Raw genomic sequence first — 24,493 nt, forward strand, 5'->3', positions numbered from 1 at the left:
TATTCTATTGAAATATATTTTAAAAAAGTCGGTTTTCAGACTACACAATTTCTTCCCGTACCTGTCTCTTATATAAACCGGAATACTTCGATCTATGTATACTATGTTTTGAGATTCCTGCTTTATTGTTTTTTCCGTATTAATCTTATTTAATCCTTATGATGAAAAAAAAATTAGGACTATTTACATTACTGCTGTTTTGCTGGTGTACCCTGATCCAGGCACAGAATGTATCGCTTAACCTAAAGAATGTAACGGTTAAGGAAGCGCTTGAAGCCGTAAGAAAACAGACCGGGAAGTCTTTTTTCTTTAATGTAAATGACGTCAATATGAATCAGCGTATCACGATGAATATTAAAGACGAATCTTTGGAAAAAGTTCTTGCACTTATTTTGGAAGGGCAACAGTTGAATTATGAAATAAAAGATAATCATATTATTCTTTCCAAATTACAAGCGAAGACTCAAGTTGAGAAAGAACTTACTATAAGTGGAAGAGTGACGGATGCAACCGGTGAATTATTGATTGGCGTGAATGTAGCCGTGAATGGAGTAGGAATGGGAATTACCGACATCGATGGTAATTACCAGATGAAAGCGCCGGTAGGAAGTACGCTTACTTTTACCTATGTGGGCTATAAATCCCTTTCCGTAAAAGTGAAGGAGCGGACTACCATTAACGTAAGAATGGAAGAAGATAATAATGCATTGGACGAGGTAGTAGTGATTGGTTACGGTACGCAAAAGAAGGTAAACCTTACCGGAGCTGTAGGTTATACCGATTCAAAAGCGATAGAAAACCGTCCGGTAGCCAGTTTAGGACAAGCCATTCAAGGAGCTATTCCTAACTTGAATATATCCTTCGGATCAGGAAAACCGGGAGAGGTTACCAATATGAATATCCGTGGTTTTGCTTCGATCAACGGAGAGTCTAAACCACTGATTCTGATTGACGGAGTGGAAGGAAGCATTGATAATCTGAATCCGCGTGATGTTGAGTCAATCTCTGTATTAAAAGATGCTTCCTCGTCAGCCATTTATGGAGCCCGTGCACCGTTCGGAGTTGTTTTGGTAACTACGAAAAAAGGAAAAAGCGGTAAGATGCAAATCAGCTATAACGGTCGGTATAGCTTTTCTACCTCTACCACTAAGACTGATTTCATCACTACCGGTTATGATGCTGCCCGGTTGGTAGATGGATTTATGCGCTCTTATAATGGAAACTCGTATACCCGGTATACGGAAGATGATTATAAAGAGTTGGAAGCGCGTCGTTATGATAAAGTAGAGAATCCGGAACGTCCCTGGACAGTTGTACAGAATAGGAGTGGAAAAGATACCTATATGTATTATGCTAATTTTGACTGGTATAATTATCTGATCGATGCAAGTCGCCCGACTTGGGATAACAATGTTAGTATCTCAGGAGGAGATGATAAAATCAACTATTTAGTTAGTGGAAATTTCAATACGCAGAGAGGTATTTATGTGCAGAATTCCGATCGGTATAAAACTGGAAACCTCAGGGCAAGGCTAAATGCGGAAGTTACTTCCTGGTTCTCGCTTAGTTTCACTTCCAGCATGTTTTCTTCCAAATATTCAGCACCGGGATTAGGGCATGGAAACAACATACCGAATTATACTTTCCATGCAATGCCTTTCCTGATGCCATATAATCCGGACGGTACTCATGTGTTCCAAACTCCGGTGATAGGTGAACAGCCGTCAGACGGTGTACACATTATGACAGCAGACGGTTTCTCTAAATCAGTAGAAGATAAAAAGCAATATACCAATTCGGTAGGTGCTATTTTCAAAATATATAAGGGGCTTTCATTCCATGCCAATTATACTTTCAAACATAATATCGTAGATTACATGGAGCGTACGGCTATGTCTCAATTTTCACAGTATCCGGGTGAATTGGAAGAAGTTACGGGCTCTTTGTTTAAGAATAAGTTACGCCAGCTGGACGAACGTATTTATTACCATAGTACAGATGCTTATTTAAACTATGAGCAGAGCTTCCATGGACACAACGTGCGTGCTGTAGCCGGATTCAACTATGAACAGAACGCTTACAAACGGATTTATGGTACAAAATTGAATATACAGTCTAATACTCTGAATGACTTTAACCTGGGAGAAATAGGTAAAGATGTAACTTTAGAGGGTGGACAAACAGAGTGGGCTATATTAGGTTATTTCGGTCGTTTGGGATATGACTGGAAAGGTCGTTATCTGGCTGAATTTAATATGCGTTGGGATGCTTCATCCCGTTTTCCGAAAGATAAACGGTCCGGGATATTTCCTTCGTTCTCTGCCGGATGGCGTGTGAGTGATGAAAACTTTTTTGAACCCCTCAGAAATGTTGTTTCCAATCTGAAGATCAGAGGCTCTATCGGATCTCTTGGCAATCAAGCCATTGCAGTAAAAGAAAGCCAGAAGAATTTACCTGCCAATTGCTATCCGTATATACAGTCATTGAATATGGCTTCAATGGGAGGTTATTTGCTTGATGGAGAACTTCTTACTTATGCCAATGTAGGCGATCCTGTATCCGGTAACTTTACGTGGGAGACAATTGTTCATAAAAACGTTGGTATTGATCTGGGGCTTTTCAATGACCGGTTGACTTGTAGTGCGGATTTCTTTATTCGCGATACAAAAGATATGCTTGTTCCCGGGAAATTATTACCTGCTTTATACGGAAGGGATGCTCCGCGCGAGAACGCAGCTGATTTAAGGACAAAAGGGTTTGAGGTGACGATAGGTTGGAATGATAACTTCTATTTGTTGGGTAAACCTTTCAATTATAATCTTTCACTTAGTTTGGCCGATAGTCGTTCGCACATTACAAAATACGACAATCCCCTGAAAGAATTCAGTGCGCCTTATTACGAAGGAATGGAGATCGGAGAAATCTGGGGATACCATATTGAGGGCTTGTTCGCGACAGATGAAGAAGCGGCTGCTTATCAGGAAGCTGTAGATAATAGTTTTGTATGTAAGAATATTCTTGAAACTGCTTCTCAGGACTACAGAGGCTTGAGAGCTGGTGATATGAAGTTCGCCGATCTGGATGGGAGCGGTCGGATTGACGATGGTGAGAAAACTGCAAATAATCGCGGTGATATGCGCGTGATCGGTAATTCACGCCCCAGATACACATATAGTGGAAATGTCGGTTTCAATTGGTTGGGATTTGACTGTTCAGCTTTCTTTCAGGGAGTAGGTAAACAAAATCGTTATCCGGGTGGCAATGCTATGTTGTTCTGGGGTGGATATGCCCGTCCTTATAGCTCATTTACTCCGATAGATCTTCCGGATAAAATTTGGTCGGAAGATAATCCGGATGCTTATTTTCCCAAGATGCGTGGATATTCTGCACAAGGAGATCGTTCGTTGGCAAAGGTGAATGATCGTTATCTACAGAATTTGGCCTATTGCCGTTTGAAGAATTTCACATTCGGCTATACACTACCTAAGGAGTGGACCTCAAAAGTAAAGATGGATCGTGTAAGATTCTATTTCAGTGGTGACAACTTGCTTACGTGGACCAAACTGAAAAGCAAATATATTGATCCGGAACAATTCTCGGCAGATGCTGATGCACGGGTTTATCCTTATGCCAAAACATTCTCCTTCGGATTGGATGTAACTTTTTAATAAACTTTTAAGAATATAGATGGATATGAAGAAATATATATATGCCTTTTCGTTGCTTTTATGCACCAGCAGCTGTGCTGATATGTTGGATCGCTTCCCATTGGATTCTCTTTCTCCGGAAACTTATTATAACAATGAGCAGGAGTTGAAGACCGCCACAAATAATTTTTATGGGATGTTTCCGGGAGCTCCGTCCGGATATGGTGAGAAAGAAGATGTAGTATGTACTTTCAACCTCTCTTCGGAGGTGCTCGGAACCCGTACCGTACCTACCTCCGGTGGTGGATGGGATTGGGGATATCTGCGGAATATCAATTTTTATCTGGAACACTCTTCCCGTTGTACCAATCAGCAAGTACGGGAGCATTATGATGGAATAGCCCGTTTCTTTCGTGCTTATTTTTATTTTGAAAAAGTGAAACGCTTCGGTGATGTTCCTTGGTGTGACAAAGCACTTCTCTCTGGCGATGAACAATTGAAGAAACCGCGTGATCCAAGAGCTTTTGTCATGGATAAAGTACTGGAAGATATTGATTATGCCATTGCACATATCTCTGATAAAGTAGAACTGTATCGGGTTACTAAATGGACGGCTATGGCTTTAAAGTCGAGAATATGTCTGTTTGAAGGTACTTTCCGCAAATACCATGGGATCGACGGCTCTGAAAAATTCCTGGATCTGTGTATTGAGGTATCTGATGATTTTATTAAAACAAGCCCTTATTCCATATATAAAGATGGAGAAAAACCTTATCGCGACTTGTTCTCTTCGATGAATGCCATAGCGCAGGAAGTGATTCTGGCGAGAGATTATGACAAAGAGAAGGGTGTTATGCATGAAGCCAATTACAATACAATGGCGCCTACCTATGGCCGTCCCGGTATGAATAAGAAGGTAGTGAACAGTTATCTGATGACTGATGGCAGCCGCTTTACCGATAAGGCAAATTACGAAACGATGGAATATTATGATGAAATGCAGAATCGTGATCCGCGCTTGACACAAACAGTTGTAAGCCCGGGGTATACGCGCATTAATAGTGATATTGTAGAGTCTCCGAATTTTAACTCTTCTGTTACCGGATATCAGATTATAAAATGGGTGACCGATGCTTCGGGTGACGGTTATTTAGGATCGTCCAACGATTACATTCTGTTCCGTTTGAGTGAAGTGTATTTGAACTTTGCTGAGGCTAAAGCCGAGCGGGGTACACTGACACAAAGTGATTTGAACAATTCTATCAAACACATCCGGGATCGTGTAGGGATGCCTAATATAGATATGGCGGCAGCCAATGCCAATCCTGATCCTTACTTGAGTGCGAAGGAAACCGGATATGTCAATGTATCCGGTGCCAATAAAGGAGTTATTCTTGAAATTCGTCGTGAACGCACCATCGAACTGATACTTGAGGGCTTCCGCTATTATGATATCATGCGTTGGAAAGAGGGCAAAACTTTTGAACAGCCTTTTAAAGGAATGTATTTCTCGGGACTCAACGAAGGAGAAGGCGAAAACAAGTTTGGAGTATTCGATATGAATGATGGAACGCTTCGCGATAATGCCAAGGTAGATATCTGTATTTATACAGGCAAAAGGCCGTCAGGAGCATTAGTGAAAAACATTCGTAAATTCTATAAACTTGGTGATGAGTTTAAATTGACTGACGGAACATCCGGAAACATCATTTGCCATGACATCGAAGATGAACCTCGTACATGGCGTGAGGATCGGGATTATTTCTATCCTATACCGGTTCAGGACCGGGTACTGACTAATGGAAATATTACGCAGAATCCGAATTGGATTGATGGATTGGATTTTTAAGAATTAAATAGGAGCCGTTTAATGGCGGCTCCTGTTTAACTAAATAATTGTTTAACTATTAATGAATAAACTTATGAAAAGTATTACTTTAATTGGAAAGAAAGTATTGTCAACCGTATTACTTTCTTTATGTGTAACAACAGGTTTTGGACAACATATTTTCAATGTTGATCCTGTACAGGCTGCAGAAATAGCAGCATTTATGAAACAGCCTTCAGCTGTAGAAGGAAAATGCAATGCAGAGGTTTTGGGAATTGTAACCACTGCTTCTGAATTTAGCTGGGATGATATTAATACATGGAAAAATGCGGATGGAAAGGTTTGGGCTGACGGAGCGACAGCAGATTATGCTCCTACTGTATTTGGTTTTGGATTCAAAAAAAATGCTCCTTACAATGGTGGAGCATCCTGGATTTGCTTAATTACTAATAAGGATGACGACAAATGGAATCCTGCTATTCCGGGAGTTGCTGATTTGAAAGGTAATTTTATACTTAGTAATTGTAATGCAACTACAGTAAAAATAGCCAATTCACAAATTAATACTATAAAAATATGTATGAATAACCCTACTGAGGATTGTTATATAAGTACAAAACGTAATTCGAATCTCGAACAGTTAGATATCAGCGGCTCTACCGGTAAGTTACGCCAGATTGAGGCGTACAAGAATAAATTTCGGGACGAAACTTCTCTTGTAGCCGATAATTTAGGAGAAAAAGTACTAATTGACTGGCTATTCAATATAGAGAACAATCTCTATACCTTTTCTACATTGCCTAAACATCCGGTAACCGGTGCTATCATAAAAACAGGTTATAAAGATCAATGGTTGGCTGCCGGAGGACTTCCTATCGGTGAGTATAATGAAAAAGAAAAGATATATGAAATTAAAATTGGAGATGATATAGATTTGTCACAAGAGTATGATATTGATGGAAAGATGACTGTCTATACCTGGAAGAATGAGGATGGGGAAACGATAGTACCGTCATCGGCTACGGCGGACGGATGGTTCTGTTTTGAAACAGATGATTTTGCAGGTAAAACTTTCCGTTGCGAATTGAGAAATGAATCATATCCACTCCTGGCATTAAATACAGTTTGGGTGAAGGTGGTTAAAGAATATAGTGGTACAGGTATTCGGAATGTGGATCAGGAAGTAGTTAAAGTAGGACCTAATCCAGCAGAAAATACATTGAATATTTATACTTCCGGTGTAAAAGCTGTTCGTATTTATTCTTTGACAGGTCTGTGTGTTAAGAATGTTTCTGATGTAACGAACGCAATTGATATTTCTGAACTTGCAGCAGGTTTGTATACTGTTAAGGTACTTACTTCGAACGGAGAAAAAGTTGCTAAGATAATAAAAAAATAAGAATATTGATTATGTGAAATATGGAAGATATATCAATTAGGTTATAATTGATATATCTTCTAAAATAAAGAAACGATTATGAAAAAATATCTACTTCTTTTAGTTGGAGCCTTATGCTTTTGTTTAAACATTGTTGCTCAGACTTATCCTAAAAAGGCTAATGTAATACGATTGCTTACTTATAATTCGCATTATTGTAAAGGAGGTACTGATCCAGGAAATATCAATAGTTATAATACACAACGGTTTGCTCTTGTGATTAAAACGCTTGATGCAGATATCGTTTCTTTACAGGAATTAGACAGTGCGGCTAATAGTCGTGGAAAACGTTATTTATTAAATGAAATAGCACAAGCTACAGGACTTAATTATACTCCGGTTTACGGCAAAGCGGCTAGTTACGATGGAGGTAGTATAGGATGTGGTACATTGGTAAAAAAGGATTTGACTATAACTAAAGTGAAAAAAATTCCTTTGCCGGGTGATGAGCCTAGAGTAGTGGTCAGAACGGATTTTGAAGATTTTGTCTTTATGAGCACTCATTTCGATTTGAATGATAATAAACGTATTCAGGGAGCGGGGATTATCAGTACTGAATTAGATTACATTCGTAAACCGGTTTTTCTGGCCGGTGACCTGAATGATTCACATCGTTGGGGAAATGGTGGAATTGCATTTCCTACTTTAATGAATTGTTTTGAAATAGCGAGTGATACGGAGGGTAATTCGATTCCGGGCAGGACAGATAATAGTGCACTTATCGATTATGTCCTTTTTCGGGATTATAACAACTCCGGAATAAAAGTGGTTGATACGCATATTGTAAGGAGTTTAACAATAAACGGATCAAATGTGGATCTAAAAGATGTTTCTGATCATTATCCGGTTTTTGTAGATGTAGAATTACCGGGTGCAACCGGAATAACAGACCAAGTGAAGAAAAATGTTCAATTGTACTATGATTCAGAACATGAGTCTATAACAATTTTGTCTTCAGAAGATATTGATAACGTAGAAATATATCAAATCACCGGACAAAAAATAAAAGAGGTATATGGTGAAAACACTGATAGAGTAAGTTTATCTGGTTTGAACAAAGGAATTTATTTGGTAAAGATTATAATTGGCAATAAATATATTGTAGAAAAAATAATGAAGAATTAACGGTAGAGCGGAGCTTATATTAGGAATAAAACTACTTTGGAGTTGTATTTTAATGATATGACTTCGATGGATACTGTAACTCTGCTTGTAGCAATCACTTAGTGATGTATAAGTTTGGTAAATAATTTATAGAAATATGATAACTCTGGATGTGATGGTTAAAAAAGTGATATCAACATTAGTATTCGTTCTGTCTGTTATTACGTTGTCTGCTCAGACATATTCCAAAGAGCCGGGAGTCATACGTATGATGACTTATAATGTAGCTTATTGTAGAGGGTTTGACGGATATCAGGATGGAAGTAAAACCGATAAGCAGAATACGGAACGGATTGGGAAGATAATCAAGGCACTTGATCCGGATGTTGTTGCTTTACAGGAATTGGATAGTGGCAATATAAATAAACGTTTCTTACTGGAAGAGATTCAAAAGGCTTCTGGCATAGACTACGAGGTTATTTATGGAATGAGTGATTTGGCTGACGTGGGAAATTATGGATTGGGTATTTTAATAAAAAAGAAATATCCAGTGTTGCAGGTCCGTAAATATAAGTTGCCGGGAACAGTGTACGGTTCCAATCCTCCGATTAAGAATAAGGATCGTTTAATGCTTCGCATTATGACCGACCGTTTTTATTTCATGTGTACACATTTGGATTTGAATGATGAGCAGAGAATCATTAGTGCCGGTATTATCAATAATGAATTGGAATATATGCGTAAACCTTCTTTTTTAGCTGGAGACTTGAATGATTCTCATCGATGGAATGGGGGAGCTTTTACAAATTACTTTAATGATACATGGGATTTATTTAGTACAACAGAATATACAATCAGCAATCCGAATAATAAAAATACTATAGATTATATTTTGTATCATGCTTACAACGGAGAAAGTCAGTATTCGGTCGTATCAACCCATGCGGTGAGAGGTATGCTGCAAATCCCCAATGAACCAACTCAGATACTGGTAGAGTATGCATCGGACCATGTACCTGTTATTCTTGATATCAGAGACAATAAATCAGTAGGAATAAGTGACTTGGAAGAAGATTCATTTTTTATTATCCAAAAAGAAAATAGTTTGTATGTTGACAAGTGTATGGAAGGCGATTTCTCTTATAAAATATATTCTATTTCAGGTGGCTGTATCAATATTGGAAGCGTGAATGAGAATCGTCAACTTATACCTATTGGGCAGTTACAAAAGGGAACTTACTTTTTGACTTTACATGCAACAGGTGGACACATGGTTTATAATCAAAAGTTTATAAAGTAGTAACACGAATGCTTCAGTCCGTTTGATTTATTGTGACTTAAATATTTAATATTATGCTAAAGATAGTTGTTTCATTTTTTATGTCGGTCCTTTTTATGGTGACTTTATCTGCACAAACATTTCCAAAGGAAAAGAAGGCAATAAGGATATTAACTTACAATACTCATTATTGTAAAGGAGCTACAGATCCGGGTGAGTTGACCAAGGATAATATTGAGAATCTTGGTAAAGTGATAAAGGCTTTGGATGCGGATGTGGTTGCTTTGCAAGAGTTGGATAGTGCTGCTGTAGGTAGAGGGGCGCGTTATTTGTTGAAAGAGATTGCTGATGCAGCTGGTAGCGGATATGTACCTTATTATGGCAATGCAGCTCCATTTGACGGAGGTAGTATAGGTTGTGGAGTATTGGTAAAGAATACGTTGCCCGTTAAGGGGATACAGGTCATTCATTTACCAGGTGATGAAACCCGGGCAGCGGTAGCTGTGGAATTGAAAAATTTTATATTTATAGGTACGCACTCAGATCTGAATGACGAGAAGCGTAGGGAAGGAGCTCAAATAGTTTGCGATTGGATCGGGAAAAAAAGTAAACCGGTATTTCTTGCCGGTGACTTGAATGATTCTCATCGCTGGCCCAATGGTGGTGTTGCATTCCCGGTGTGGATAAAGTACTTTGATATTATTAGTGATACTACAGGAAATTCTATCCCGGGACGAACAGACTCCGAAGCTCTAATTGATTATGTCCTGTTGCTGAAAAACAGAAAAGCTTCAAAAATAAAAGTTCTCCGGACACACATTTTACGTACTGTTTCGGTGGATGGTAAGAGTGTGGATACAGCTACTGTGTCCGATCATTATCCCGTTTTTGTAGATGTGAAGTTCTAAAAATAATAGTTGTCCGATAGCAGGTCTCTCCCCCTTACGAGTAAAAATATCTCGTAGAGACACTTGCATGATCTTAATTAATTAAAATATATGCTGATGCGAAGAATCCTCTTACTTTTTTTTACATCCATGGTAATGTATGGATGTTCAATGTCTACTGAATCTGATCAACCTGTTAGTGAATTAGCAGAACGGTTATTGCCGGACAATAATTCTTCTTCCTTCGTCTTCGAGAAGCTTTCTTCGGATTCCGACTTTTTTGAACTGGAGCAGGCTGCAGATGATAGAATTATCATCAGGGGGAATAATGGTGTATCTATAGCGCGGGGATTGAATCATTATTTGAGGAATTATTGCCACAAATCGGTTTCGTGGTGTGGCAATAACTTATCAGAGTTACCCGTGCCCTTGCCACCGGTTAGAGAAAAAGTGAGAGTTACGGCTTCTTTTCCCTATCGTTATTATTTGAATTACTGTACATACAGTTATTCCATGGCTTTTTGGGATTGGGAACAATGGGAGAAAGAGATAGACAGAATGGCACTTCAAGGTATCAATATGCCGCTGATGGCTGTGTATAGTCAGTATGCGGTATGGCAGAATACGTTGCGGAGATTAAACTTCAGTGAAGATGACATACGCAAGTTTTTGCCGGGAGCAGGTTATGAAGCCTGGTGGTTAATGGGAAATCTTGAAGGTTTTGGTGGTCCGGTAACTCCGGAATTTATAGCACGACAGACCGATTTGCAGCAGAAGATGTTGAAGCGAATGAGGGAGTTGGGAATGAAGCCCGTGTTTCAGGGATTCTATGGTATGGTTCCGAATGCATTGAAAGAAAAATTTCCCGATGCCCGCATTAAAGATCAGGGGATATGGGGTACTTACCAACGGCCTGCATTTCTGGATCCTACCGATCCACTTTTTGATAAACTTGCTGCTATCTATTATGAAGAGCAAAAGAATTTATTCGGTGAAGCACAGTTCTTTGGTGGAGACCCTTTTCATGAGGGAGGAACCTCTGAGGGAATTAATGTGAAACTTGCTGCGCAAAAGATATTACAGGCTATGCGAAAAGTAAATCCGCAGGCTGTGTGGGTATTACAGGGATGGCAACACAATCCGGTAAAAGAGTTAATGGAGGGGTTGAAGCCCGGTGAAACCATTATTCTGGATTTGATGGCTTGCGAACGCCCGCAATGGGGGGGAGTTAAAACTTCCATGTTCCACAAGCCGGAAGGACATTGGAATCATCAATGGATATGGTGCGCTCTGCCCAATTTCGGAGGAAAAACAGGATTGCATGGTAAGATGAGTAGTTATGCGTCAGGACCAGTCTTTGCCAAACACCATCCGATGGGGAAAAACATAAGTGGTATTGGCACGGCTCCCGAAGGAATAGGGACCATCCCGGTTGTCTATGATATGGTGTATGATATGGCCTGGCGAACGGACAGCATTCATATTCCTCAATGGCTTGACAATTACACCTATTATCGGTATGGGACAGAGGATAACAATTGTAACAAGGCCTGGAAATTATTATCCGAAACAATCTACGAATGTCATAATGAGTTGGGAGGTCCTGTAGAGTCTTATATCTGTGCCCGTCCTTCTGATACCATTCAGCATGTATCTACCTGGGGAAATGCCGTGATGTTTTATGATCCGATGAAGGTGGTAAAAGCGTGGGATCTTCTTTATCAATCGCGTAAGAGATTTAATCATTCGGATACGTATGAATACGATTTAACGGATGTCACTCGTCAGGTTTTGTCCGATTATGCCAAATATCTGCATGAAAGAATGGTGCTGGCATTTCAGAAAAAAGACAAAGAACGTTTTATGGAATATAGTGGCAAGTTCCTGAATATTATAAAGGATGAAGACCGGTTGCTATCTACGCGTAAGGAGTTTATGTTGGGTACGTGGCTGGCAGAAGCAGAAAAGGCAGGGTGTACACCGGAAGAGAAGAGACGCTTTGTTACCAATGCCAAGAGGCTGATTACGACCTGGACGGATACTGATTCGGATTTGCATGACTATGCTAACAAAGAATGGAGTGGTTTATTGATCGATTTTTATCTTCCTCGCTGGGAGGCTTATGTGACATACAAAACCAGTTTGCTATATGGAAAGAAACTGCCGTATCCGGATTATTCCAAAATGGAACAGGAATGGGTACTTACTAATTCAACTTATCTTTCGCGGGTGAATCCTGAAGGAACCATAGCCGTTGTTGAAGATCTATATAAACGTTACCATACCGAAATAGAACAAAATTATCAGAAAAATTGAAAAACAAGTATATGATGATAAAAATGAGTATATCCCGGTTGTTATTTTGCAGTAGTTTATTCCTGTCGGGAATATCTGTGTTTGCTCAGGAACTTCCTTATAAGCAACCCAATCTGCCCATAGAGGAGAGAGTGAATGATCTTTTAAGTCGTATGACTCTGGAAGAGAAGGTTGCACAGATCAGACATATCCATTCCTGGAATATATTCAATGGACAAACATTGGATACAGAGAAACTGAAAGCCTTTTCTAAAGGAATGAGTTGGGGATTTGTAGAGGGTTTTCCGCTTACAGGTACAAATTGCCGGAAAAATATGCAATTAGTACAGAAGTTTATGGTAGAGAATACCCGGCTTGGTATACCTGTATTTACAGTTGCGGAGTCGTTGCATGGTTCTGTACATGAAGGTTCTGTCATCTATCCTCAGAATGTGGCTCTTGGTAGTACGTTCTCTCCGGAACTGGCCTATCGTAAAGCTGCAATGATAACGAAAGATCTGCATGCCCAGGGGATGCATCAGGTATTGGCTCCTTGCATTGACGTAGTACGCGATTTACGCTGGGGGCGTGTGGAGGAATCTTTTGGAGAGGACCCGATTCTTTGTGGTCTGTTTGGAATTGCAGAGGTAAAGGGATATATGGATAATGGCATTTCGCCAATGCTGAAACATTACGGACCACACGGCAACCCTCTTAGTGGTTTGAATCTGGCTTCTGTAGAATGCGGGCTCCGTGATTTACACGAGGTATATCTTAAACCTTTTGAAATGGTGATTCGGAATACATCTGTCCTGGCGGTAATGTCTACCTATAATTCATGGAACCGTATTCCTAATTCTGCTTCTCATTATTTGTTAACTGAAGTACTTCGTAATCAGTTTGGATTTAAGGGATATGTATATTCTGATTGGGGAGCGATTGAAATGTTGAAAACATTGCATTATACAGCCCATAATTCGGAAGAAGCAGCCATGCAGGCTTTTACTGCCGGACTTGACGTAGAAGCTTCCAGTAACTGCTATCCGTTATTGGCTGATCTTATTAAAGAAGGCAAACTGGATGAAGAGATTCTGAATGAATCTGTCCGCCGGGTATTGTATGTGAAGTTTAAAATGGGGCTTTTTGAAGATCCTTATGGTGAACAATACGCTCATTGCAAGATGCATCCGCAGGAAGGAGTGCAGCTTTCAAAAGAGATAGCAGACGAATCTGTAGTATTACTGAAAAATGAAAACGGACTTTTGCCACTAAATGCCGAAAAGTTAAGATCGGTAGCAGTAATCGGACCTAATGCCGACCAGGTGCAATTTGGTGATTATACATGGAGCCGTAATAATAAAGACGGAGTGACTCCATTGGCTGGAATCAGACAGCTGTTGGGGGACAAAGTAACGGTGCGTTATGAAAAAGGGTGTAGTCTGGTCTCTCTGGACACCAGTGGGATAAAGAAGGCGGTTGAGGTAGCCCGGCAAAGTGAGGTAGCCATTGTTTTTTGTGGTAGCGCCAGTGCCGCTTTGGCTCGTGATTATAAAAGCTCCACTTGCGGAGAGGGGTTTGACTTAAATGACTTGAACCTAACCGGAGCACAGAGCCAGTTGATAAAAGAGGTTTATGAAACCGGAACACCTGTAGTGCTGGTCTTAGTAACCGGTAAACCTTTTACTATTTCCTGGGAAAAGAAACATATACCGGCCATTTTGACACAATGGTATGCAGGAGAACAAGCCGGAAATTCGATTGCTGATATCCTTTTTGGCAAAATTTCTCCTTCGGGCAGGCTTACTTTTTCTTTCCCCCAGAGTACGGGACATTTGCCTGTTTATTATGACTATCTTCCTTCTGACAAAGGTTTTTATAAAAATCCCGGAAGTTATGAAACTCCGGGGAGAGATTATGTTTTCTCCAGTCCCGATCCTTTGTGGGCGTTTGGGCATGGGCTTACTTATACATCCTTTGTATACAAGTCTATGGAAACGGATAAGGAACACTATGATCCAACTGACACGATATATGTAAAAGTAGATATAAAAAATACTGGGAAAAGAAATGGTAAGGAAGTGGTTCAATTGTATGTGCGTGACAAAGTGAGTACGGTGGTCACTCCTGTTAAGCAGCTTCGTGATTTTGAAAAGGTATTGGTTGAGGCTGGAAGTACCCGGACTGTCCGGTTGAAAGTTGCCGTGAAAGATTTGTATATTGTTGATGCCGGAGACAGGAGGATAGTTGAACCCGGCGAGTTCGAACTGCAGGTAGGAACTGCTTCTGACAACATCCTTCAAAGAAAAACGGTGATAGTAGGTGATTTTGAACGTTCGGCTTCTGCTGAAGGTATGAAAGTAGCTAAAAGTAGCAAGAATATTTCTATTCATGGTGAAGTGCGTGATGTACAGGCTACTCTGATTGCTGGTGTGAATATCTATGCCGGGAGTTCAGGAAAACTATTGGGGCAGAGTGATGATAAAGGGCAGTATCGGATTGATGCGGGAAACCATGAGATTTTGGTTTTTAGGAAAAAAGGATACCAATCTTTGGAAGTTCCTGTAGACAATTTAGGAATTATCAATGTCCGTATCAATTATGGAGAAAATTAAATGAATTGTTATTATCAATAAAACTTAGAATATATGCGAATTAAATCTTTTTATCTGATACTCTTTGTCTTGGTGACATTATTCTCCTGTGAGAACAAAAATGAAGTGAAATCTTACAATGAAGGGCTTCATATTGTGCCCGAGCCTAAAATGATAGAGCAACAAACCGGTGAATTTACATTAACATCTCAAACTGCTTTTGTTACTGATAATGATAGTCTAAAAACGGTTGCCGGCTATTTTGCGGAAAAGATACAACACTCTACCGGACATCGTCCTGATATTGTGAAAGAAGCAAAAGATAACTGTATCCGATTGACTCTGAATCCTGCTTTAAGTATGAAGGACGAGGGATATAAGCTCATTGTTACTCCCCGTGAAATCTCTGTTCAGGCAAAGTCTGCACACGGTATCTTCTATGCTATGCAGACTGTAATGCAACTTCTGCCTGCAGAGATTGAAAGTGAAGAACCGGTGAAAGATGTTGCATGGACACTTCCTTGTGTTGTAATAGAGGATGAACCGGCTTATCCTTATCGGGGAATGATGCTTGATGTTAGCCGGCACTTTCATGATGTGGATTTTGTGAAAAAACAATTGGACGTGATGGCAATGTTTAAGATAAATCGTTTCCATTGGCACCTTACGAATGATCATTTGTGGACGATTGAAATAAAGAAATATCCGAAACTGACTGAAATAGGTTCTATCCGTCACAATGCCGATGGTACCATTCATCAAGGTTACTATACACAGGAACAAATAAGAGAGGTAGTGGCTTATGCTGCCGAACGGTTTATTACTGTTATCCCGGAAGTAGAGTTACCGGGGCATGCCTTGGCTGCTTTGACTGCTTATCCGGAGTTGTCTTGTACCGGAGGTCCTTTTCAGCTTAGAAACAAATGGGGAGTAGAGGAAAATGTGTATTGTGCGGGCAATGAGCAGACTTTTAAGTTTCTTGAAGATGTATTGGAAGAGGTGATCCCATTGTTTCCGGGAAAATACTTCCATATCGGAGGAGATGAATGTCCGAAAAAGAAATGGAATGCTTGTCCGAAATGTCAGAAACGCATACGGGATGAGAAGTTGAAAGATGCACATGGACTGCAAAGTTATTTTGTACATCGTATTGAGAAAGTACTTCTTGAACACGGAAAGAGTATGATAGGCTGGGACGAGATACTTGAAGGAGGTTTGGCTCCTACGGCTACAGTGATGTCATGGCGTGGAGAAGAGGGGGGAATAGAAGCCGCCTCTATGGGACATGATGTCATCATGACTCCTGCCAAATGGTTGTATCTTGATTTTGGGCAGGGTAATATTGAGGTAGAACCTATTGCGATTAATTTTACAACACTACTGAGCAAAACATATAACTATAATCCTGCTTCGGAGAAAATACCGGCAGATTTACGTTCCCATGTTCTGGGTGCCCAGGGTAATATGTGGACGGAATATGCCACTACTCCGGATTATACCGAATACCTGCTTTATCCCAGAATACTGGCAGTAGCCGAACTGACCTGGACTCCTTTGGAGAAGAAGGATTATGCCTCCTTTGAACGCAGGTTAAATAACCAGTTGGTACGTCTGGATGAACATCACATCAATTATCATATTCCACTGCCGGAAGGTCCGATGGCAGATCGTGTTGCTATTGTCGGAACAGATACACTGAGCTTTTCGAACAGTCGTAATCTGCCAATGGTCTATACGCTGGATGGAAGTGAACCAACGATACACTCGACAGTTTACAATGACCCTATTATTGTCAGTGATAATCAAGTGATACGTATTGCTACTTTTTTGCCTTCGGGCAAGATGAGCAGAACCCGGGTGATTGAAGTAGTGAAAGAAGATTTACTTCCGGCATACAAAGATGATACGAAACCCGGCATACAGTTGACACATGCCGATGGAGATTTTTATTATGTAAAGGATACAGAAAATGCTGTATGGAAAGAGTCTAAGGCAGTAACGGATTTCGAATTAAAACCGGTTTTGGAAGATAAAGGGGCATTTTGTTATTCTGGATATTTTGAGGTTCCCTGTGATGGAGTCTATTATTTGTCAACCGAAATGGATGAACTTCAGGTAGACGGGAAAGTTGTATTGAGCAATGATGGTAAGCTGATACGTCATTCTCATAGCCGGACTTCCCTTGCTTTGCAGCAAGGAAAACATGCATTCCGTCTGTTGTTTATTAATAATAATATCGGAGGGTATCTCCGTGTGTGGAACAATAAAGGTTTTATTATAGGACAAAAAGGTGAAGAGTTGAAATTACCGGTTTCATTTACACATTGAGTGTGAGTTGTTTTTAGGATAATAAAGGAGAGCTACTTTTTTCAATCGGGATAAAAGTAGCTCTTTCTTTTATAAATCTTTATTTAGAGGCATCCTTTTTCTGAGAATAATTTTATTCCTTTGCAGAAAATTTTATTCAAAAAGACTATGAGAAGTTTTGCCTCTGATAATAATTCCGGTGTGCATCCTGCTGTAATGGAAGCACTGATGCAGGCTAACCGGAATCATGCACTGGGTTATGGTGATGATCCATGGACAGAAGAAGCGGTCCGGAAAATTAAAGAAACCTTTACTGCCGATTGTGAGCCTCTGTTTGTATTTAATGGTACGGGAAGTAATGTGGTTGCTTTGCAACTAATGACAAAGACTTACCATTCGATTCTTTGTGCTGAAACAGCCCATATATATGTAGATGAATGTGGTGCTCCGGTAAAGATGACCGGTTGTCAGATTCGTCCGGTAGCTACACCGGATGGCAAACTTAACCCTGAACTTATTCTTCCTTATCTTCACGGTTTTGGCGATCAGCACCACTCGCAGCCAGGTGCTGTTTATCTCTCTCAGTGTACCGAACTGGGTACTGTTTACACACCTGAAGAATTAAAAGCTATTACCTCATTGGCACATCAGTATGGAATGCGCGTTCATATGGATGGTGCACGTATTGCAAATGCTTGTGCTGCCCTCAATCTCTCTCTGAAAGCATTGACGGTAGATTGTGGTATTGATGTTCTTAGTTTCGGTGGAACCAAAAACGGTTTGATGATGGGAGAGTGCGTTGTTATCTTTGATGATACATTAAAAGCGGAAGCAAGATTTGTACGGAAACAGTCGGCTCAATTAGCTTCAAAAATGCGTTATCTCTCTTGTCAGTTTACCGCTTATCTGACGAATGAGCTTTGGTTGAAGAATGCTTCTCATGCCAATGCCATGGCTCGTAAACTTTATGAGGCTTTGAAAGATTTTCCGGGCGTTTGTTTTACTCAAAAGATGCAGAGTAATCAATTGTTTTTGACGATGCCTCGTTCGGTAATAGACAGAATGCTTCAATCCTATTTCTTCTATTTCTGGAATGAAGGGAATAATGAAATTCGCCTTGTCACCTCATTTGATACAACAGAAGAGGATATTGACCAATTTATTCATCTGCTAAATATCTGATAATAACTTATTTTTGAGCAGGGAGGGAATAAAACAGGTTCGTCTGACAAATAACCGGTTTGTTAATATTGTTAATGTGTTTTTTTAACCCTTTGGGCTTGCTTTGCATAAGTGTACATTTTAGCATAGTAAGAATGTACAATATAGTATGGCAAAAGTGTACAATTAACACTCGGATAAGTGTACACTCTTGCCTGTCTTTAAACAGGAGGTTTATATTCGTTATAAATCAATAGATTACATCAGAATAAACGTTTATATTCTCTCTCACATTTCTGCTTGAAAAAATCCGGTGATTACTTTTTTGATAACTACATATTTATCGGATAAACTATAAAACAAAGGTTCGGGCCTTCACAGGTACGAACCTTTTTCATGATAACCTAATAAACTAACCTTTTGTACCTTTATTTATATTCCTGTTGCTGTACGTAGGGGAACAAATCTATAGCCTTTTTTCTTGAGAGCTTTTATCATTGTTTCTAAATAATTATTGTAGAATTTGTCTGTTCGCAAGTCGGATGTTCCAAGGTGTATTAGCAGTAAATGTCCATTTAGACCTTCTTCTTTTTCTAACTGCATGATTCTTTCATAAATCATTTTACTGCTTTTGTAGTTTTTCATATCCGGGGTAGTATAGTCTGCATTGCTGCCACTCCCCGGAGTGAAATTGATAAGTTGTATACCCATGGCTTTTGCCCATGCTGCTATCTTTTTATTATAGTATTCATAGGGAGGAATGTAGAGTGGGGCATCTTTGTACTTAATTCCTGCTTCGCTGAGTGTTTCATAACTTTTCAGCATATCTTTTTCAAACTCCTCACGTGTGACGAGGAGTGAATCTCGATTCTCCCAGGGGCTATATAGTAAATGTCCATAACTATGACTGCCGATGTAATGTCCTTCTGCTTTTAGTTTTTGTACTACTTGCGGGTAAAGTTCAAAAAACTCACCGGTGAAAAAGAAAGCTCCTTGTATTTTCTGTTTATTCAATATACGAATGATGGCATCAGCTCCATCTGCCTTATTGGCTGCTGTAAAAATAAGTGTGAGTTGCTTTTGAGAAGGGTCAGTACGTATAATACCTCCTTCGCTATAGATGTTTTTATCATTGTCGGATTGGGCTTGTCTCATTCCTTCTTTTTGAAGGGCAGACAAATAATAGGTCAGGCTGGCAGTTCCATCCATTGTCGGTTCGTTGGTAGAATAGTCGTGTGTGCTGTCATGGTATACCATTGTGCCAGGTTGGAAGCGTTGATAAGTTTCTCCGGTGGAAATGTTTACTCCTCTCAAACTGTTGAATATGTTGGTATAAACAGGACCGTCAACAAGTCCGCCAGTCGCGTTTCCTGTGTTGTTGGTAAAGTAGGAAGAGTGAGGTTCTGAAGGATAATCCCCATATAAAGGGAGTTCTACAATCATGCTGCTTCCCCAGGGGTTACAACCAAATAGCCAGTCGCGCAGAGAGGCTTCCATCTCCTCGTATGTAGAATCTCTGGTAACTTCTCTATACAATCTGCATTGAGTTAACATGGCTGTGGTAAGATTATTGGAACACCAGATAGCAGGGATGCCGTATAGGAATGGATTTTGCCGGGCTTTTTCATAAGTACGTTGAAGTCCGGTACGGATATTGCGGATGAATTCTTCATTCAACCGTGTATTGTTTTCAGTTTTTGCCAACCAGTAATGCCCCATGTTCATAAATGGATACCATTGATAATGTCTGGCGCTGTCTGCGCCCATCCAGGGAGTTACCGGTTCACGTCGTCCATATTCTATAGCTTGTTGCAGGTATCTATTGTTTTGGGTTGATTTATATAATTCAATAGCTGCCAACTCCATATCGTCTGTCCAGTTATCTTCTTCGTAGATATAGGGCGAACGGACAGAGGCAGTCTGGCAGACTCCTGGCTTTTTTATGCCTTCTTCATAGGCGGCATCGGCTTTCTTTTCAATCTCTTGAGCAAATTCCGGATAAAAGTCTTTTAAAATTCGGGCACCTAATGCAAAGCAAGAAGCAAATTTCCCGGCAGTGCTGGCTATGCCTGTTGTTGCATTCGTAAATTCACCGCGCACCTGTTTTTCACCACTACAGAAATAAACCGGTCTTCCTTTTCCGGGGCCATAGCCATAGTCTACCTTGTCATGATTGGGCAATCGCATACTGGCATGGTCGCGATCATCGGCAATTTGGTTGTACATTTCTCCGGTAGTCGGATTCATTCTGTTTAGCCAGTTGAGTCCCCATTTTATTTCGTCTACAATATCAGGAATTCCATTCGCCTTTCGGTGTCCGTTCGCATCGTAATAATCACTAAATGCTTCTGGATTTTGTTGGTAAGCAAACATCATTTGATAAATGGCATTGGCTGAAGTAGTAGTGTATTGAAGATAATCAGCTGCATCATGCCAACCTCCGCGTACATCGATTTTTGTTCCGTCTTTGGTGGGATGGCAGATGATATATCCGTCATCCATATGGCAACTATCTTTTAGGTATGGATTATAACCACAACGTTGCTGGCGCATATAGTTAAGTAAAAAATCGGCTGTTCCATTGTATACCTGATTATTTATCGGGAAATGAGGAGACTGGGTATTACCGGCTTTTAGATAATAGGTACCGGGATGATTAAAATCACTGAAATCTATTCGAAATGTGCTTTTCATACTCCCAAGTGTACCTGTTGGCTGGATGGATGTAAATGTAGATACCGTTTTTCCAGTGAAGAGATCGATAAGTGAACACTCTTTTACACTGGCATCTTCTTCACTTAGGAATACTGCTACTTTTTTTGATTCAGGCAGATAACCAAGCTGATTGATCCGAATCCATTCGTCTGCCCGTACGGTAATGGCACAGAGAGTGAATACAACAATAGATATCCAATGTTTTAGCTGCATATTGGGGGAATATTTGCTTAAGGTTAAAGATGCGTTAAGTTGTATAATGCAAATAAAGCAGATTAATTTAACTTTAGAGACAAATTCTTTGATTTATTAATAACTATTTAGTGTTGTTGATCTATTTTTAATATTAAACGTGCGCTGGTTTTTGATGTAATATATGAACATAAATGTAGTAAAGGTATCAATGAGATATATTAAAGAAAACTATTATCTTTATAATAATAAGGGATTTGGTCCTTTGTCTGATCGTTGATTTAAAGAATATAAATTTTTAAGATGTCCGGAAAAGAAGAGATTAAATATTAGTGGTTTTCTAAACTTATTTATATATTTACCCTCTTAAATATCAAGGTGCAAACTTATGGCAAACAATCTACTATTAATCCCTGACAATGGGCCTATGAACAGTTACTTATGGCTTTTTATTTTATTGATTATATTATTTATAATCATATTTTATTTATTATATCGACTTCATCATTTAAAGAAAATTGTTGCGAGAAACAGGGATTATCGTCATTTTCTGTCTGATATATTAGATAATCTTCCTTTTCCTATCATGGTAAAAGATATCCGGAATGAATTTCGTTATGCTTATTGGAACAAAGAATCGGAGGTCCAATCGGGGATCAAACGTGAGAAAGCGATAGGGTACAATGATTATGATATTTATGGAGAGGAGAGAGGGCGACATTATCGGAGCATTGATGAAGAGTTAGTCAGAATAGGAAAGCCTTATCGGTCTGAAGAGCGGTATTCAACTACAGATGGTGTAATACATGACACAATTGTAATGAAATCGATTCTTTCCTGGGAAGCATTAGGTAAATGGTTGTTGGTAGCTCGTTGGGACGTTAGTCAGTTGAAAAAATATGAAAGAGAGATTACGGCAGCTAAAGAAGAGTTAGAAGAAGCGATTAAAAAGCAGAGCCTTGCATTAAAGAGTATCGACTTTGGACTGATCTATATTGATAAAACTTATAGAGTGCAGTGGGAGGAGACAACGCACATCAAGAGTCTGGTACCGGGTAGACATTATACTCCGGGATTAATTTGTTATCAAACCAGTGCCCTGAGAGACAAACCTTGTGAACATTGTGCATTTAAGGAGGCCATAGAACAGGGGATAATTGTTCGTCATACCATTCGCATCGATAAGGTTGATTTTGAAGTGACGGCTACTCCTGTATATGCTACGGGTGGAAAAGAGGTGATAGGCGGACTATTGCGTTTTGAAGATATTACAGAAAAGCTGAAGATAGAACAAGACTTGCGGGAGGCGAAAGATAAAGCAGAGGAATCTAATAGGTTAAAATCCGCTTTTCTGGCTAATATGAGTCATGAGATACGTACTCCTCTTAATGCGATTGTAGGGTTCTCTGATATGATTTGTCAGATAGATGATCCGGCAGATAAACAGGAGTATATGAAGATTATTATTGCAAACAACGAACTGTTATTACAACTTATTGATGATATTCTGGATCTATCGAAGATTGAAGCAGGTACAATGGATTTCTCCTATTCCGTTACTGACATTAATGAACTGATGGGCAATATATGCCATCAGATGGAGCAGAAAGACCACTCTCCGGAAGTGCAGATCTCTTTTATAGAGAAAGCGCCTGCTTGTGTGATTAATACAGACAGGGTACGTTTGTCTCAGGTGATGATTAATTTAATGAGTAATGCAATGAAGTTTACTGAGCGGGGAAGTATTTCTATTGGATACCGCATAAGTGAAGCAAAGGATGAAATATATTTCTTTTGTAAAGATACCGGTATGGGCATTGCTGCGGATAAACTGGAGCTGGTCTTTGAGCGTTTTGTGAAACTGAATGCTTTTGTGAAGGGAACCGGATTAGGGCTGGCGATTTGTCGGGTCATTGTAGAACGTTTAGGAGGAACTATTGGCGTTGATTCGAAAGAAGGAGAGGGAGCCTGTTTCTGGTTTCGTATTCCGGTTATTTTTGTTTCATAAAGAGTAGAGTCTGAAGATTTATTAAAAAATGAATCCAAATGCTGTGTTGGCGTGTTATTTGTGAACGTTTAAAGTAGTAGAACGTTTAAATATATAAAAGCATGGCTTATATAGATTATTATAAAATTCTTGGAGTAGACAAAAGTGCTTCTCAAAGTGATATTAAGAAGGCTTTTCGAAAGTTGGCCCGCCAGTATCATCCGGATTTGAATCCAAACAATCCAGGTGCAAAGGATAAGTTTCAGGAGATCAATGAGGCAAATGAAGTGTTGAGCGACCCGGAGAAGCGTAAGAAATACGATGAATACGGTGAACACTGGAAGCATGCCGATGAGTTTGAAGCTCAGAAACGTGCTCGTCAACAGGCTGGTGGTAGTGGTGGATTCTCCGGCTTTGGAGGAGGTGATGATAATGCGTATTGGTATTCTTCGGATGGTCAGGGATTTTCCGGAACCGGAGGCGAAGGGTTCTCTGATTTCTTTGAATCTATGTTTGGAGGTCGCGGTAGAGGAGGCCGTAGCAGTGCGGGATTCCGTGGGCAAGATTTTAACGCAGAACTTCATCTCTCTCTTCGTGATGCTGCAGAGACTCATAAACAGGTATTGACGGTGAATGGTAAGAATGTACGTATCACTATTCCTGCTGGTGTAGCCAATGGACAGGTTATCAAACTGAAAGGGTATGGTGGTGAAGGCGTTAATGGGGGGCCTGCCGGCGATTTGTATATCACGTTTGTGATTCCTGAAGATTCTGTGTTCAAACGTTTAGGCGATGATCTTTATATCGATGTTCCGTTGAACCTTTATACAGCTGTATTGGGAGGTGAACAGGAAGTTGATACACTGAATAGTAAAGTGAAACTGAAAGTGAAACCTGAAACACAGAACGGTACGAAGGTACGGTTGAAGGGGAAAGGTTTCCCTGTTTATAAGAAAGAAGGACAATTTGGCGATTTGATAGTGACCTATAATGTCAAAGTGCCTACTAACCTGACAGATAGGCAGAAAGAGTTGTTCCGGGAATTACAGAGTATGAACTAAA

At 39.9% G+C, this 24,493-nt stretch carries 13 protein-coding genes; 12 read left to right on the plus strand and 1 reads right to left on the minus strand.

Features of this window, described 5'->3' with window-relative positions:
- Positions 1–158: 158 nt before the first annotated feature.
- The 10 genes from ACESQI_RS18045 to ACESQI_RS18090 all read left to right on the plus strand — a co-directional run bounded on the left by ACESQI_RS18045 (position 159) and on the right by ACESQI_RS18090 (position 18,558).
- Positions 159–3,668: a TonB-dependent receptor gene (locus ACESQI_RS18045; RefSeq protein ID WP_373126645.1), complete on the plus strand. Its 3,510-nt coding sequence runs from the start codon at positions 159–161 to the stop codon at positions 3,666–3,668.
- Positions 3,669–3,687: 19 nt separating this feature from the next.
- A complete protein-coding gene (locus ACESQI_RS18050) occupies positions 3,688–5,496 on the plus strand; it encodes a RagB/SusD family nutrient uptake outer membrane protein (protein WP_122200794.1) in 1,809 nt (602 codons plus the stop codon).
- Between the two features lie 73 nt (positions 5,497–5,569).
- Positions 5,570–6,874 (plus strand): T9SS type A sorting domain-containing protein, encoded by a 1,305-nt coding sequence (locus tag ACESQI_RS18055; protein WP_007486111.1) that lies wholly within the window; start codon positions 5,570–5,572, stop codon positions 6,872–6,874.
- Positions 6,875–6,952: 78 nt separating this feature from the next.
- Complete coding sequence (locus ACESQI_RS18060) at positions 6,953–8,038, plus strand: endonuclease/exonuclease/phosphatase family protein (protein ID WP_002560930.1); 1,086 nt, start codon at positions 6,953–6,955, stop codon at positions 8,036–8,038.
- A gap of 136 nt (positions 8,039–8,174) precedes the next feature.
- Positions 8,175–9,317 (plus strand): endonuclease/exonuclease/phosphatase family protein, encoded by a 1,143-nt coding sequence (locus ACESQI_RS18065; protein ID WP_002560931.1) that lies wholly within the window; start codon positions 8,175–8,177, stop codon positions 9,315–9,317.
- 53 nt (positions 9,318–9,370) lie between these two features.
- The gene (locus ACESQI_RS18070; protein WP_373126646.1) at positions 9,371–10,204 is read left to right on the plus strand and encodes an endonuclease/exonuclease/phosphatase family protein; all 834 of its coding nucleotides are present in this window, start codon (positions 9,371–9,373) and stop codon (positions 10,202–10,204) included.
- A 96-nt stretch (positions 10,205–10,300) separates the two neighbouring features.
- Positions 10,301–12,499: an alpha-N-acetylglucosaminidase gene (locus ACESQI_RS18075; protein WP_373126648.1), complete on the plus strand. Its 2,199-nt coding sequence runs from the start codon at positions 10,301–10,303 to the stop codon at positions 12,497–12,499.
- Positions 12,500–12,510: 11 nt separating this feature from the next.
- Entirely contained in the window at positions 12,511–15,090 is a 2,580-nt protein-coding gene (locus tag ACESQI_RS18080; protein WP_373126649.1) for a glycoside hydrolase family 3 C-terminal domain-containing protein, read from the plus strand.
- A gap of 33 nt (positions 15,091–15,123) precedes the next feature.
- The gene (locus tag ACESQI_RS18085) at positions 15,124–17,397 is read left to right on the plus strand and encodes a family 20 glycosylhydrolase (RefSeq protein WP_373126650.1); all 2,274 of its coding nucleotides are present in this window, start codon (positions 15,124–15,126) and stop codon (positions 17,395–17,397) included.
- A gap of 147 nt (positions 17,398–17,544) precedes the next feature.
- Positions 17,545–18,558 carry a low specificity L-threonine aldolase gene (locus tag ACESQI_RS18090; RefSeq protein ID WP_122200790.1) on the plus strand — a complete coding sequence of 338 codons (1,014 nt, stop codon included), beginning with the start codon at positions 17,545–17,547 and terminating at the stop codon, positions 18,556–18,558.
- A 411-nt stretch (positions 18,559–18,969) separates the two neighbouring features.
- Here ACESQI_RS18090 and ACESQI_RS18095 read toward each other — a convergent pair whose 3' ends face one another.
- Entirely contained in the window at positions 18,970–21,465 is a 2,496-nt protein-coding gene (locus ACESQI_RS18095) for a glycoside hydrolase family 9 protein (protein WP_373126651.1), read from the minus strand.
- Between the two features lie 367 nt (positions 21,466–21,832).
- On the opposite strand from ACESQI_RS18095, the gene ACESQI_RS18100 reads away from it, so the two are divergent.
- Together ACESQI_RS18100 and ACESQI_RS18105 are read left to right on the plus strand one after the other, a co-directional pair.
- Positions 21,833–23,452 (plus strand): PAS domain-containing sensor histidine kinase, encoded by a 1,620-nt coding sequence (locus ACESQI_RS18100; protein WP_373126653.1) that lies wholly within the window; start codon positions 21,833–21,835, stop codon positions 23,450–23,452.
- Positions 23,453–23,553: 101 nt separating this feature from the next.
- Positions 23,554–24,492: a DnaJ C-terminal domain-containing protein gene (locus ACESQI_RS18105; protein WP_002560941.1), complete on the plus strand. Its 939-nt coding sequence runs from the start codon at positions 23,554–23,556 to the stop codon at positions 24,490–24,492.
- Position 24,493 lies beyond the last annotated feature (1 nt).

Origin of the sequence: Bacteroides sp. HPS0048, from assembly GCF_964240755.1 — a bacterium.
Taxonomy (GTDB): domain Bacteria; phylum Bacteroidota; class Bacteroidia; order Bacteroidales; family Bacteroidaceae; genus Bacteroides; species Bacteroides nordii.

Excerpts from the sequence above, each read along its gene's own strand:
- ACESQI_RS18045 (WP_373126645.1), top strand. The coding sequence starts at position 159 with ATGATGAAAAAAAAATTAGGACTATTTACATTACTGCTGTTTTGCTGG.
- ACESQI_RS18050 (WP_122200794.1), top strand. The coding sequence starts at position 3,688 with ATGGATATGAAGAAATATATATATGCCTTTTCGTTGCTTTTATGCACC.
- ACESQI_RS18055 (WP_007486111.1), top strand. The coding sequence starts at position 5,570 with ATGAAAAGTATTACTTTAATTGGAAAGAAAGTATTGTCAACCGTATTA.
- ACESQI_RS18060 (WP_002560930.1), top strand. The coding sequence starts at position 6,953 with ATGAAAAAATATCTACTTCTTTTAGTTGGAGCCTTATGCTTTTGTTTA.
- ACESQI_RS18065 (WP_002560931.1), top strand. The coding sequence starts at position 8,175 with ATGATAACTCTGGATGTGATGGTTAAAAAAGTGATATCAACATTAGTA.
- ACESQI_RS18070 (WP_373126646.1), top strand. The coding sequence starts at position 9,371 with ATGCTAAAGATAGTTGTTTCATTTTTTATGTCGGTCCTTTTTATGGTG.
- ACESQI_RS18075 (WP_373126648.1), top strand. The coding sequence starts at position 10,301 with ATGCGAAGAATCCTCTTACTTTTTTTTACATCCATGGTAATGTATGGA.
- ACESQI_RS18080 (WP_373126649.1), top strand. The coding sequence starts at position 12,511 with ATGATGATAAAAATGAGTATATCCCGGTTGTTATTTTGCAGTAGTTTA.
- ACESQI_RS18085 (WP_373126650.1), top strand. The coding sequence starts at position 15,124 with ATGCGAATTAAATCTTTTTATCTGATACTCTTTGTCTTGGTGACATTA.
- ACESQI_RS18090 (WP_122200790.1), top strand. The coding sequence starts at position 17,545 with ATGAGAAGTTTTGCCTCTGATAATAATTCCGGTGTGCATCCTGCTGTA.
- ACESQI_RS18095 (WP_373126651.1), bottom strand. The coding sequence starts at position 21,465 with ATGCAGCTAAAACATTGGATATCTATTGTTGTATTCACTCTCTGTGCC.
- ACESQI_RS18100 (WP_373126653.1), top strand. The coding sequence starts at position 21,833 with ATGGCAAACAATCTACTATTAATCCCTGACAATGGGCCTATGAACAGT.
- ACESQI_RS18105 (WP_002560941.1), top strand. The coding sequence starts at position 23,554 with ATGGCTTATATAGATTATTATAAAATTCTTGGAGTAGACAAAAGTGCT.